Origin of the sequence: Pseudomonas alkylphenolica (assembly GCF_004025535.1) — a bacterium.
Taxonomy (GTDB): Bacteria; Pseudomonadota; Gammaproteobacteria; order Pseudomonadales; family Pseudomonadaceae; genus Aquipseudomonas; species Aquipseudomonas alkylphenolica_A.
Window position 1 is genome coordinate 522,878 of record NZ_QJRG01000048.1, and the last position, 13,523, is coordinate 536,400.

Genomic DNA, 13,523 nt, shown 5'->3' on the forward strand with positions numbered 1-13,523 from the left:
GGGCCATAAGGACTACACGGTGGGTTTGAGACTGGCGGTGCGGGCCGCCTTGAGTTGGCCGAGGCCGTAGTAAATCAGGCCGCCCAGGGCGGAGCCGGTGAACCAGCCGAAGTCGTAGAACCAGCTGAAGCTCGGGCTGTGCAGCGACATCAGGGTCAACGCCACCGGCACCCCGAAGGCGATGAAGCCGCTGGCGTTCCAGGCCGGGTAGACGTCGTCCCGGTAAAGCCCGGCAAGGTCCAGGCGCTGTTTGCGCAGCAGGAAGTAGTCCACCACCATGATCCCGGCAATCGGCCCGAGCAGGCTGGAGTAACCCAGCAACCAGTTGGAATAGACGCTTTCAAGGCTGACGTCGCTGACAATCCAGCCGAGCTTTTTCAGCAGTTCATGGCCCATCAGCAACAGGCCGACCAGACCGGTGAGCAGCACCGCTTTGGTCCGCCCGATCCACTTCGGCGCCAGGTTCTGGAAGTCGTTGGTGGGCGAAACGATGTTCGCCGCCGTGTTGGTCGACAAAGTGGCGATGATGATCAGCGCCATCGCCAGGGCGACCCACATCGGGCTCTGGATATGCCCGATCAGGCTCACCGGGTCTGATACGGTCTGCCCCACCAGCGAGGCCGAGGCCGCAGTCAGCACCACGCCCAGCGCGGCGAACAGGAACATGGTCAGTGGCAGGCCGAAAATCTGCCCGAGGATCTGGTCTTTCTGGCTTTTCGCGTAGCGGCTGAAGTCCGGGATGTTCAACGACAAGGTGGCCCAGAAGCCGACCATGGCCGTCAGCCCGGCGAAGAAGTAGCCATAGACGCTTGCCCCTTCCGGGCGTTTGGGTGGCTGCGCCATCAGCTCGCTGATCGAGACGTTGGGCAAGGCCCACACCAGCAGCCCGGCACCGACCAGCACCAGCAGCGGCGCCGACAGGGTTTCCAGCCATTTGATCGATTCGGCGCCGCGCAGCACCACCCACAGGTTCAGGCACCAGAACAACATGAAGCCGATGACCTCACCGGTGCCGCCCAGTGCCTTCCAGTCCGCCGACAGCGAGCCAAGGAACAGGTGGATGGCCAGCCCGCCGAACATCGTCTGGATACCAAACCAGCCGCAGGCCACCAGCGCGCGGATCAGGCACGGCACGTTGGAGCCGATGATCCCGAACGAGGAGCGCAGCAGCACCGGAAAGGGAATGCCGTACTTGGTGCCGGGAAAGGCATTGAGGGTCAGCGGAATCAGCACCACGGTGTTGGCCAGCAGGATCGCCAGCAGCGCCTCACCCACTGTCAGGCCGAAATAGGCGGTCAGCACCCCGCCCAGGGTATAGGTCGGCACACAGATCGACATGCCGACCCACAGTGCAGTGATGTGCCATTTGTTCCAGGTGCGCTCCTGCACCTTGGTCGGGGCGATGTCATGGTTGTAGCGGGGGCTGTCGAGGACGTCGCTACCGGCGTCGAGTTCGTACAAGCCATCACGTTCACGCACTTGCGATCGGGTCTGCTGCATGGCCACTCCACTGTTTTTGTGTTTTTGGAGGTACTCGCACGGCATGGGGGCATTCACGGCTGCCCATGAGAAATCTTGACCATTTCCACAACCTGTCAAGAACGACAGGACCACTGGTCGTTTTATCTGAAGACGCCAGACAACAACAAAACGTTTAATTTCAATGAGATAACAGCGATATATGCTTATAAATTAATTATTTGCCCATTTCCCCAACCCCTACTAGATTCAATTCCTGACAGCGATGACAGGTTTTGACCTACGCTGCAAAAAGAACAAAACCTAGAGCCGGTAACAACCGGTCAAGCCTGCGAGGAGCATCTGATGACGCTTTTGATTCGTGGCGCCACCCTGATTACCCATGAGGAAAGTTATCGTGCCGACGTGCTGTGTGCCGACGGTGTGATCAAGGCCATCGGCACCGACCTCGACGTTCCAACCGACTGTGAAATCCTCGACGGCAGCGGCCAGTACCTGATGCCCGGCGGCATCGACCCTCACACCCACATGCAGTTGCCGTTCATGGGCACGGTGGCCAGCGAAGACTTCTTCAGCGGCACCGCCGCGGGCCTGGCCGGCGGCACTACATCCATCATCGATTTCGTCATCCCCAACCCTCAGCAGTCGTTGCTCGAAGCCTTTCACCAATGGCGCGGCTGGGCAGAGAAATCCGCCGCCGACTACGGCTTTCACGTGGCCATTACCTGGTGGAGCGAGCAGGTCCGTGAAGAGATGGGCGAGCTGGTGCGCCTGCACGGCATCAACAGTTTCAAGCACTTCATGGCCTACAAAAACGCGATCATGGCTGCCGACGACACCCTGGTCGCCAGCTTCGAACGCTGCCTTGAACTGGGTGCCGTGCCCACGGTGCATGCCGAGAACGGCGAGCTGGTCTATCACCTGCAACGCAAGCTGCTGGCCCAGGGCCTCAACGGCCCTGAAGCGCATCCGCTGTCGCGCCCTTCGCAGGTGGAGGGCGAGGCCGCCAGCCGCGCCATCCGCATTGCCGAAACCCTGGGCACGCCGCTGTACCTGGTGCACGTTTCAACCCGCGAAGCCCTGGACGAAATCAGCTATGCCCGCGGCAAGGGGCAACCGGTGTACGGTGAAGTGCTGGCCGGCCACCTGCTGCTGGACGACAGCGTGTACCGTCATCCCGACTGGCAGACCGCTGCGGGTTATGTCATGAGTCCACCCTTCCGGCCGCGCAAGGACGGCCATCAGGAAGTCCTGTGGCACGGCCTGCAGTCGGGCAACCTGCACACCACCGCAACCGACCACTGCTGTTTCTGCGCCGAACAGAAAGCCGCCGGCCGCGATGATTTCAGCCGCATCCCCAACGGCACGGCCGGTATTGAAGACCGCATGGCGGTGCTCTGGGATGAGGGCGTGAACAGCGGCAAGCTGTCGATGCAGGACTTCGTTGCACTGACGTCGACCAATACCGCGAAGATCTTCAACCTGTTCCCGCGCAAAGGTGCCCTGCGCGTTGGCGCCGATGCCGACCTGGTGCTCTGGGACCCGCAAGGCACCCGGACCATCTCCGCCGCCACGCACCACCAGCAGGTGGACTTCAACATCTTCGAAGGCAAGACCGTGCGCGGCATCCCCAGCCACACCATCAGTCAGGGCAAGCTGGTCTGGGCCAACGGCGACCTGCGCGCCGAGCGTGGCGCCGGCCGGTACATCGAGCGCCCGGCGTACCCGGCGGTGTTCGACCTGCTGAGCAAACGCGCCGAGCATTCGCAGCCCACTGCGGTCAAGCGCTAGCGCCGCGCCTACAAAAACCGGCGGAACAACAAAAAGAAAAGAGGAAACTACCGTGATCGAGTCCCTCAACCACCTCCCCCGACCGTCCAGTGACAACGCCACCCTCGCCGACCATTTCAGCGACCTGGCCCCACCCCTCACCGCCCGTCAGGCCGCCGTGGAAGCTTCACGTTGCCTGTACTGCTACGACGCGCCCTGCGTCAACGCCTGCCCCAGCGACATCGACATTCCCTCGTTCATCCGCAATATCCACCAGGAAAACGTTCAGGGCGCAGCCGAGAAAATCCTCTCGGCCAACATTCTCGGCGGCAGCTGCGCCCGGGTCTGCCCGACCGAGATCCTGTGCCAGCAGGCCTGCGTGCGCAACAATCACCAGGAATGTGCCCCGGTGCTGATCGGCCTGCTGCAACGCTATGCCGTGGACCACGCCGAGTTCGACGCCCACCCCTTCCAGCGCGCCGCCAGCAGCGGCAAGCGCATTGCCGTGGTCGGTGCCGGGCCGGCCGGTCTGTCGTGTGCCCACCGCCTGGCCTGGCATGGCCACGACGTGGTGATCTTCGAGGCCCGCCCCAAGGCCGGCGGCCTCAACGAGTACGGCATCGCCAAGTACAAAGTGGTCGACGACTTCGCCCAGCGCGAGGTCGATTTCGTCCTGCAGATCGGCGGCATCGAGGTGCGCCATGGTCAGGTCCTGGGCGAGAACCTCAGCCTGGGCGAGCTGCAACAACAGTTCGACGCGGTGTTCCTCGGTCTGGGCTTGAACGCCAGCCGCCAGTTGGGCCTGGCCAACGAGTACGCCCCGGGCGTGCTGGCGGCCACCGACTACATCTGCGAGCTGCGACAGGCCGAAGACCTCAATCGCCTGCCCCTGGCCAATCGCAGCATCGTCCTCGGTGCGGGCAACACCGCCATCGACATGGCCGTGCAGATGGCCCGGCTTGGCGCCCAGGACGTCAACCTGGTGTACCGCCGCGGCATCGAGGACATGGGCGCCACCGAACACGAACAGCACATCGCCAAGGAGCACCAGGTGCGCCTGCTGACCTGGGCACAACCGGAACAGGTATTGCTCGACGACCAAGGCCGGGTACGCGGCATGCGCTTTGCCCGCACACAGATGATCGACGGTCGCCTGCAGACCACAGGAGAAACCTTCGAACTGGCTGCCGACGCCATCTTCAAAGCCATTGGCCAGACCTTCGATGAGCAGGCCCTGAGTGACCACAACGCCCAGACCCTGGCGCGCGAAGGCGATCGCATCCGCGTTGACGAGCACATGCGCACCAGCCTGCCCGGCGTATACGCCGGGGGCGACTGTACCCACCTGGGCCAGGACCTCACCGTTCAGGCCGTGCAGCACGGCAAGCTGGCCGCCGAGGCCATCCATGCCCAACTGATGCTCAATGTGGAGGCTGCATAATGGCTGACCTGTCGATTGAATTCGCTGGCATCAAGGCCCCCAACCCGTTCTGGCTGGCCTCCGCGCCGCCGACCGACAAAGCCTACAACGTGGTGCGCGCCTTCGAGGCGGGCTGGGGCGGCGTGGTCTGGAAGACCCTGGGCGAAGACCCGGCCGCCGTCAACGTGTCGTCGCGCTACTCGGCCCACTACGGGGTCAACCGCGAGGTCATGGGCATCAACAACATCGAGCTGATTACCGACCGCTCGCTGGAGATCAACCTGCGCGAGATCACCCAGGTCAAGAAAGACTGGCCCGACCGCGCGCTGATCGTGTCGCTGATGGTGCCGTGTGTCGAGGAGTCATGGAAAGCCATCCTGCCGCTGGTCGAGGCCACCGGCGCCGACGGCATCGAGCTGAACTTCGGCTGCCCGCACGGCATGCCCGAACGCGGCATGGGCGCGGCGGTCGGCCAGGTGCCGGAGTATGTCGAGCAGGTCACGCGCTGGTGCAAAACCTATTGCTCGCTGCCGGTAATCGTCAAACTCACCCCCAACATCACCGACATCCGCCAGTCGGCCCGTGCCGCCCATCGTGGCGGCGCCGATGCCGTGTCGCTGATCAACACCATCAACTCGATCACCAGCGTCGACCTCGACCGCATGATCGCCCTGCCGATTGTCGGCGACATGAGCACCCACGGCGGCTACTGCGGCTCGGCGGTAAAACCCATTGCCCTGAACATGGTCGCCGAGATTGCCCGCGACCCGGCCACCCGTGGCCTGCCGATCTGCGGTATCGGCGGCATCGGCAGCTGGCGCGACGCCGCCGAGTTCATCGCCCTGGGCAGCGGCGCGGTACAGGTATGCACCGCGGCCATGCTGCATGGCTTTCGCATTGTCGAAGACATGAAAGACGGCCTGTCGCGCTGGATGGACAGTCAGGGCTACCGCAGCATTGCCGACTTCAGCGGCCGCGCCGTCAGCCATACCACTGACTGGAAGTACCTGGATATCAACTATCAGGTCATCGCGCGGATCGATCAGGACGCCTGCATTGGCTGTGGCCGCTGCCACATCGCCTGTGAAGACACCTCGCACCAGGCCATCGCCAACCTCCGGCAGGCCGACGGCAGCCACCGCTACGAGGTAATCGACGCCGAATGCGTGGGCTGCAATCTGTGCCAGATCACCTGCCCGGTCCAGGACTGCATCGAGATGGTGCCGCAGGACACCGGCAAGCCGTTTCTCGACTGGCTGCACGATCCACGTAACCCCTACCGCGAAGCTTCTTGATAGGATCAGCGCGTCGCCCGACAGATCGAGGAAGCCATCGTCATGTTGTATCGCCTTGGTGCGGATGGCTTGGTGCTGCTGCACTTGCTGTTCATTCTGTACGTGCTGTTTGGTGGCTTGCTGGTACTCAAATGGCGCACGGCGTGGTACTGGCACCTGCCCGCCTTGTGCTGGGGCGTCGCCGTGGAATTCCTGCACCTGCCCTGCCCGCTCACCACCTGGGAAAACAGCCTGCGCCAGGCGTCGGGCCGGGCGGGCTATCCAGGTGGCTTCGTCGAGCATTACATCTGGCCAATCATCTACCCGACCGGCCTGACACCGAACATCCAGCTGGTGCTTGGCACCTGTGTGGTGCTGATCAACCTGGCCGTCTACCTGTGGGTAATCGTCAGCGCGAGGCGACGATGAACATCCGCGGGAACGGCAACAGCACGCGACCATCGGCCGCCCGCGGGTACGCCTGCTCCATGGCCTGCAGGTAGCGCTGCAGGAAGGCCGCCTGCTCATCGTCATCCAGGGCGGCAAGGTAGGGACGCAGCGCCGAGCCCTTGAACCATTCCACCACCGCCTGGGCGCCGCCCGTCAGCGGGTGGTAATAGGTCGTACGCCAGACGTCGACCTGCTGGCAATGGGGGCTGAGCACATCGTAGTAGAAGCTGGCGCTGTGCCGTGGCGGGTGCTTGACCGCACCGATCTTGCCGGCCCAGGGGCCTTCGCTGGCGATCTCGCGCGCCGCACGATGGGCCGGTTCGTCGAGGTTGTCCGGGGTCTGGATGGCCAGCAGGCCGTCGGCCTTGAGCTGCATGGCCAGATGCGGGTACAGCACGTCATGTTCCGGTAGCCACTGCAGCGAGGCATTGGCGAGGATGACGTCAACACCGTCAGACGCCGCCCAGGTTCCAATGTCGCCCTGCTCGAACGACACCGTTGGCAAGCGCTGGCGTGCTGCATCGAGCATATCGTCGGAACTGTCAAGACCGGTGATTCGCGCATCGGGATACCGTTCGAGCAGCACCTGGGTCGAGTTGCCCGGGCCACACCCAAGGTCGATGGCTGTAGCGACCGAGCGCTGCGGCAACGCCGCGAGCAGATCGCGCACCGGCCGCGTGCGTTCGTTTTCGAAGGTGCTGTACTGCGTCGCTGACCAGGTCATGGCGGGTCCTTGTGTGGCAGTGGGGACGTCGGGGGCTAGCATGGTTACTATAAGCACCCTCTACCCCTTGCCGGAAGCCCCTCATGGCCTTGCATATCCGCCCTGCCCGACGCGACGACGCAGCCCAGATTCTCGCGTTCATCACCGAGCTTGCCGAGTACGAGCGCGCCCGCCACGAAGTGATTGCCTCGCTCGAAGACATTCAGCGCACGCTGTTCGATGAGGGCGCCAAAGCGTCGAGCCTGATCTGCGAACGGGATGGCCAGGCCATTGGCTACGCCGTTTACTTCTACAGCTACTCGACCTGGCTGGGGCGCAACGGCATTTATCTTGAAGACCTGTACATCACGCCTGAACAGCGCGGCAGCGGTGCCGGCAAACAGTTGCTGCGCCACATCGCCGTCGAAGCCTGCGAGAACGGCTGCGGGCGCCTGGAATGGAGCGTGCTGGACTGGAACGAGCCGGCCATTCAGTTCTATCGTTCGATAGGCGCGGCGCCGCAGGACGAGTGGGTGCGTTACCGGCTTGAAGGTGACACCTTGAAAGCCTTTGCCAACCCTGGCTGAGGCTCCCAGGAAGTTTACCCTGGAAAAATGTTGTCTTGCCGACGGTGAAATGGGGGCGTCTGCTGTCATTGTTCAGCCTCCCTGAAATTTCCGCTATCTGTAGCGGCCTCTTCGCGGGCAAGCCCGCTCCCACAGGTACACCACAGTTTTCAGAAGCCCTGCCGAACCTGTGGGAGCGGGTTTACCCGCGATCGAGCGCGAAGCGCTCGCTCAGAACAACCCCAACTGCCGATCGATCAATGCAGAGAAATCATCCTGCACGAACGGCAGGATGGCATCGGCCACCGGCTGCAACTGCCGGGTCAGGTAGTGGTCATAGTCGATGGCCGAGTGCCGGGCCTCCAATGGCTCTGGCCCCGATACGGTGATCACGTAACTGATCCAGCCGCCATTCTGGTACTGCCGCGGACGCCCGTGGCGCTGGTTGAAGTCGTCGGCCAGGCGCGCCGCACGCACATGCGGCGGCACATTGCGCTGGTAGTCGGCCAGTGGTCGGCGCAAGCGCTTGCGGTAGATGAGCAGCTCATCCAGCTCACCGGCCAGGGTCTGGCGCACATAGTCGCGCAGGTAAGCCTGATACGGCTGCCGACGAAATATCCGCTCGTACAGCTGCTGCTGGAACTGCCGGGCCAGTGGCGACCAGTCGGTGCGCACGCTCTCCAGCCCCTTGAAAACCATTTCCTGCTGCCCGTCGCTACGCTGGACCAGGCCGGCATAGCGCTTCTTGCTGCCCTCTTCGGCACCGCGAATGGTCGGCATCAGAAAGCGCTGGTAATGAGTTTCGTATTGCAGCTCCAGGGCACTGTCCAGGTCATAGGTGTCGCGCAGGTGCTCGCGCCACCACTGGTTGACCTGCTGCACCAGGCGCTGACCTATCGCGTCGGCGTCAGCCTCACTGTGCGCACTCTTGAGCCAGACGAACGTGGAGTCGGTGTCACCGTAGATCACCGTATAGCCCTGGGCCTCGATCAGCTCGCGGGTGCGGCGCATGATCTCGTGGCCGCGCATGGTGATCGACGAGGCCAGGCGCGGGTCGAAAAAGCGGCAACCGCTGGAACCGAGCACACCGTAAAAGGCGTTCATGATGATCTTCAAGGCCTGGGACAGTGCGGCGTTTTTCTCGCGTTTGGCGGTTTCGCGTCCCTGCCAGACCCGCTCGACAATCGACGGCAGGCAATGCTGGGTCCTGGAAAAGCGCGCACCGCGAAAGCCCGGTACCGAGGCCGCATCGCCCGGCTCACGCAAACCTTCGACCAGACCCAGCGGGTCGATGAGGAAGGTACGGATGATCGACGGATACAGGCTTTTGTAGTCCAGCACCAGCACCGATTCGTACAAACCGGGGCGTGAGTCCATGACAAAACCACCCGGGCTGGCTTCCTCGGGGCGCTCGCCCTGGTTCGGCGCGACAAAGCCCTGGCGGTGCATCAGCGGCATGTACAAATGGCAGAACGCTGCCACCGAACCGCCGCTGCGGTCGGCGGGCAAGCCGGTGACGGTGGCACGCTCGAGCAGGAAGGTCAGCAGTTCGGTCTTGGCGAAAATACGCGTGACCAGTTCGCAATCCTTGAGGTTGTAACGGGCCAGGGCCGGTTTGTCCTCGGCGAACATGCGGTTGATTTCGTCCATGCGCTGGTACGGAGTGTCGATCGCCTTGCCCTCGCCCAGCAGGGTCTGGGCAACGTTTTCCAGGCTGAAGGACGGGAAGCTCCAGGTCGCCGAGCGCAATGCCTCGATGCCGTCGATGATCAGCCGTCCACTGGCGCCGGCAAAGAAATGCGTGCGGCTGCCGTGCTCGCGCCACTCCATCGCTTCGCCCTCGCGCCCCAGGCGCAGCGGCACTTTGAGTTGCTCGGCATGCGCCTGCAGTACGCGCAGGTCGAACTGCACCAGGTTCCAGCCAATGATCGCGTCCGGGTCATGCCGGGCCAGCCACTGGTTCAAGCGTTCCAGTAGCTGCGCACGGCTGTCGCAATACTCAAGGTCGAAATCCAGGCCTCGGGCGTCACCGTTGGCCGGGCCGAGCATATACACCTGGCGCTGCCCACAGCCCTCCAGGGCAATCGAATAGAGCTCGCCGCGCTCAGTGGTTTCAATATCCAGCGAAACCAGCTTGAGTGTCGGGCGATAGTCAGGCGCAGGCTTGAGTTGAGCCTCCTGCAGCACCCCGTGTTCATCCACAGTGCCACTGAAGCTGACCGGGGCGGTGATAAAGCGCTCCATCAGGTAGCGCTCCGGCGGCCGCACGTCGGCCTCGTACACCTGCACCCCGGCGGCGCGCAAACGCTTCTCCAGCTGGATCAGCTGGCGATGCTGGCGGCAGTACAGGCCCAGCACTGGCCGTTGTTCGAAGTCACGCAGTTCAAGGGGCCGTAACTCGACCCCGCGCTCACTGCTCAGTACCGCCTGGGCTTGCTGGCGGTGGGCAGCGGGAATGAACGCCACCGAGGTCTGCAACGGCAAGCGCAGACGACGTGGGCCCTGATCGGTGGCCAGCCAGAACTCGACACAGGTGCCTGCCGGGGTGTCACGCCAATGCCGGGTCAGGACGAAGCCCTGCTGTAACTCCACCGCTGCAACCTCGAAACAAACTGTCTGAACCGCGATTCTACCTTAGCCGGCCACCCGCGCGCCCGGCGCAAAGCCATGACGGTGAGCGCGAGTGGCAATCAACAAGGCCAGGCCGATCAACAGCAACAGCACCCAGGTGAAACTGCCCACGCCCCACTGCGTCAGCAACAGGCCGCCAAGCACACCGCCGGCCGCGATGGCCAGGTTCCACACCGTCACGATCATCGACTGAGCGACATCGGCGCCCTCTCCGGCCGCATCGGCACTGGCGGTTTGCAGCAAGGTCGGTGCACCGCCATACGTCAACCCCCACAGCGCGACGCTGGCAAACACCAGCGCTGGCGACTGGCCGACAAACCCCAGCACCAGCGCCACCAGGGCAAAGCCAGCCAGGCTTAACAGCACCAGCCTGCGCAGATGGCGGTCAACCCAGGCGCCGACCAGGGCGATACCGGCCAGGGCCGCGATGCCGAACGTCAGCAGCACCAGGCTGGTACTGGCCGCCAGCCCCGCTGCCGCGAGGAACGGCACGATGTAGGTGTACAGCACGTTATGGGCCAGCACCCAGGTGAAAATCACCAGCAGCACCGCCAGCACCCCGGGCGTGCGCAGCACCTGGACAACACCCGGGCGCTGGCCGGGCTCGTGGCCGTCAAAGTCCGGCACCCGGCACAGCACCCAGACCACCAGGCCCAGGGTGGCAACCGACACCAGGGCAAAGGTCATCCGCCAGCCGATCAGCTCCCCCAGCCAGGTACCAGCGGGCACCCCGAGTGACAGCGCCACCGGCGCGCCAATCATCGCCACCGCCATCGCCCGCCCTTGCTGCGCGGGGCTGACCATGCGCCGCGCGTGCCCGGCAATCACGCCCCAGGCGAGCCCGGCGGCGACGCCGGTCATGAAGCGTGCCAGCAGCGTCAGCGCATACGAGTGCGACAGCGCGGTCAGGGTGTTGAACAGCAAAAAGCCAATAATCGCCAGCAACAGCACCGGACGCCGGCGCCAGCCCTGCGTCAGGGTCACCAGCGGAATGGCGGTCAGCAATGAGCCCAGGGCATACACCGTCACCAGCTGCCCGCTCATGGCCTCACTGATCTGCATGCCTGCCGAGATCTGCGCCAGCAGCCCGGCGGGCAAGGTTTCGCTGAGAATGGCAATGAAGCCGGTCATGGCCAGGGCCAACAAGCCGCTGAGCGGTAACGGCGGTTCAATAACGTCGGGCGCCGATCGGGCATCGGCTGTGCAACTCATCTGAGTCATGGTGAAACTCCTGGATAAAAGACCGGGACAACCTTACCGGCGGCGGCAACTGCGGAAAAAGACGGGTAGTATTCCGCACATCCAGGACATCGATGTCCGCAATAGGAGTATCAGGTGGATAGCCTCAGTGGTTTTGTGGTGTTCGTGCGGGTAGCCGAAACCCGCAGCTTCGTCGCGGCCGCCCAGTCGCTGGGGGTCAGTGCCTCGGCCATTGGCAAGCGCGTTGCGCGTCTGGAAGCACGCCTGGGCGTACGCCTGTTTCACCGCAGCACGCGCAGCATTACCCTCACCGCCGAAGGCATGGTGTTTCTCGAGCGCAGCCGGCGCATCCTGGCCGAAATCGAAGCCACCGAACTGGAGATGTCGCAGTCCAACGAAACGCCGCGTGGCCGCCTGCGGGTGAGCCTGCCGCAAGTCACGGCACTGGTGATGCCGGCCTTGAGCGAATTCATGGCGCTGTATCCCGAGGTAGAACTGGACCTGGACTTCAGCGATCGCATGGTCGATATCGTCGGCGAAGGTTTCGATGTGGTGATGCGCGGCGGTACGCCCTCGGACTCGCGCCTGAAGGCGAAATTCCTCGGCCACTTCCACCACCTGCTGGTGGCATCGCCCGGCTACCTGCAACGCTGCGGCACCCCGCTGCACCCAGACGACCTGACCCGGCACACCTGCCTGCATTACCGGTTCCCCAGCAGTGGCAAGCTCGAGCGCTGGCCGTTACGTCGCGAACAGCCCGAGCGCGACTATGAAATCCCGGTGTCGATGGTCTGCAACCATGTCGAAACCCGGGTCTGCTTTGCCATGCGCGACCGTGGCATCACCTGCCTGCCGGACTTCGCCGTGCGCCAGCAATTGGCCAAGGGCGAGCTGGTCACCGTGCTTGACGACTATCTGGAGCGATGCGGCAGCTTCTACCTGCTGTGGCCATCCGGTCGGCAGATACCGCCACGCTTGCGGGTGTTCATCGACTTCATGGCTGAGCGGGTGTTCACCGAGCCTGAGCGCGACACCCCACCCGGCTATTAGTCATACAAATAATCGACCCCGTGCAACGGCGGTCGTGGCGCCCGGGCCAGCAGAAATTCACCCAGTGCCTGCACCTTTCGGGCCTGGGGACTGGACCTCGGCCAGGTCAGGTAGTAACCCTCTGCGGTGGCCACGGCCTGGGGGAACGGCAGCACCAGCCGGCCGCTGTCGAGCTCGCCCTGGGCCAGCAGCAAATCGACCACGGCAATGCCCGCGCCCTGTTGTGCAGCACTGATGCCCTGGTCGAGGGTGTCGAATAACTGGCCACGGTCGATCGCTACCTGCCCGGCCCCCAGCCTGGTTAGCCAGCGTCGCCAGTCACGGCGGTCGGCAGACGGGTGCAGCAGCTCACAGCGGTTCAAGGCGTCGAGGCCCTGTGCCGTCACTGCCAGGTGGTCGGGGCTGCACACCGGCACCAACCACTCATCAAACAGTTTGAGGCTGTCGGTTTCAGCGGCGAAACGCCCGTCAGACAGTAGAATCGCAGCCTCGAACGGTTCGCTGTAGAAATCGACATGGTCGATATCCATCCATACGCTGGAGAGCTGCACCCGGCTATGTGCATCGTGCTGGCGGAATTGCTCGAGTACCTTCAGCAGCCAGCGTACGGTGAGGGTCGAAGGCGCCTTCAGGCGTATGGCGTTGCGATCCTGTTTGAGCAGCCCGCAGGCATTTTCGATGATTTTGAATCCAACCTTGAGCTCCTGGGCCAGTAGCCGCCCCGGTTCGGTCAGGGTGATCTTCGGGCCGCGACGTTCGAACAGTGCACAGTCGAACACGCCTTCCAGCGTCTTGATGTGATGGCTGATCGCGCCTTGCGTCAGGGCCAGCTCCTGCGCCGCACGGGTAAAAGAGCCGTACCGTGCGGTCACTTCAAATGCCCGCAGGGCCTGCAGGGCCGGAATACGTTCGGACATGCTCGCCCCGATCATGAGTAAAACTAATAGCAGGCCATAACAACACGCCTTTTACAAGGTTTC

The 13,523-nt window shown here is 63.6% G+C and carries 11 protein-coding genes; 6 read left to right on the plus strand and 5 right to left on the minus strand.

The window, feature by feature from the left end; translation table 11 throughout:
- Window positions 1-12 precede the first annotated feature (12 nt).
- Complete coding sequence (locus tag DM813_RS22890; protein ID WP_128325677.1) at window positions 13-1,500, minus strand: NCS1 family nucleobase:cation symporter-1; 1,488 nt, start codon at window positions 1,498-1,500, stop codon at window positions 13-15.
- Window positions 1,501-1,824: 324 nt separating this feature from the next.
- Here DM813_RS22890 and hydA point away from each other — a divergent pair, with 324 nt between their 5' ends.
- The 4 genes from hydA to DM813_RS22910 are packed head-to-tail and all read left to right on the plus strand — an operon-like array spanning window position 1,825 to window position 6,372.
- Window positions 1,825-3,270 carry a dihydropyrimidinase gene (gene hydA, locus DM813_RS22895; RefSeq protein ID WP_128325678.1) on the plus strand — a complete coding sequence of 482 codons (1,446 nt, stop codon included), beginning with the start codon at window positions 1,825-1,827 and terminating at the stop codon, window positions 3,268-3,270.
- 52 nt (window positions 3,271-3,322) lie between these two features.
- On the plus strand, window positions 3,323-4,690 hold the full coding sequence (locus DM813_RS22900) for an NAD(P)-dependent oxidoreductase (RefSeq protein WP_128325679.1): 1,368 nt from the start codon (window positions 3,323-3,325) through the stop codon (window positions 4,688-4,690).
- On the plus strand, window positions 4,687-5,964 hold the full coding sequence (gene preA, locus DM813_RS22905; protein ID WP_206617425.1) for an NAD-dependent dihydropyrimidine dehydrogenase subunit PreA: 1,278 nt from the start codon (window positions 4,687-4,689) through the stop codon (window positions 5,962-5,964). Before DM813_RS22900 ends, preA begins: the two co-directional genes overlap by 4 nt.
- A gap of 42 nt (window positions 5,965-6,006) precedes the next feature.
- Window positions 6,007-6,372 (plus strand): DUF2784 domain-containing protein, encoded by a 366-nt coding sequence (locus DM813_RS22910; RefSeq protein WP_128325681.1) that lies wholly within the window; start codon window positions 6,007-6,009, stop codon window positions 6,370-6,372.
- On the opposite strand, the gene tam is transcribed toward DM813_RS22910, so the two are convergent.
- On the minus strand, window positions 6,353-7,117 hold the full coding sequence (tam, locus tag DM813_RS22915; RefSeq protein WP_128325682.1) for a trans-aconitate 2-methyltransferase: 765 nt from the start codon (window positions 7,115-7,117) through the stop codon (window positions 6,353-6,355). The two genes, DM813_RS22910 and tam, sit on opposite strands and share 20 nt — an antisense overlap.
- A gap of 83 nt (window positions 7,118-7,200) precedes the next feature.
- On the opposite strand from tam, the gene DM813_RS22920 reads away from it, so the two are divergent.
- Entirely contained in the window at window positions 7,201-7,683 is a 483-nt protein-coding gene (locus tag DM813_RS22920) for a GNAT family N-acetyltransferase (protein WP_128325683.1), read from the plus strand.
- Between the two features lie 210 nt (window positions 7,684-7,893).
- Here DM813_RS22920 and DM813_RS22925 read toward each other — a convergent pair whose 3' ends face one another.
- A complete protein-coding gene (locus DM813_RS22925) occupies window positions 7,894-10,254 on the minus strand; it encodes a DNA polymerase II (protein WP_128325684.1) in 2,361 nt (786 codons plus the stop codon).
- Between the two features lie 42 nt (window positions 10,255-10,296).
- Window positions 10,297-11,514 (minus strand): MFS transporter, encoded by a 1,218-nt coding sequence (locus tag DM813_RS22930; RefSeq protein WP_128325685.1) that lies wholly within the window; start codon window positions 11,512-11,514, stop codon window positions 10,297-10,299.
- A 114-nt stretch (window positions 11,515-11,628) separates the two neighbouring features.
- On the opposite strand from DM813_RS22930, the gene DM813_RS22935 reads away from it, so the two are divergent.
- Window positions 11,629-12,543, plus strand: coding sequence for a LysR family transcriptional regulator (locus DM813_RS22935; RefSeq protein WP_128325686.1), 915 nt, complete (start codon window positions 11,629-11,631; stop codon window positions 12,541-12,543).
- Here the strand turns inward: DM813_RS22935 and DM813_RS22940 are convergent.
- Window positions 12,540-13,460 carry a LysR substrate-binding domain-containing protein gene (locus DM813_RS22940; RefSeq protein ID WP_128325687.1) on the minus strand — a complete coding sequence of 307 codons (921 nt, stop codon included), beginning with the start codon at window positions 13,458-13,460 and terminating at the stop codon, window positions 12,540-12,542. The two genes, DM813_RS22935 and DM813_RS22940, sit on opposite strands and share 4 nt — an antisense overlap.
- Window positions 13,461-13,523: the final 63 nt, after the last annotated feature.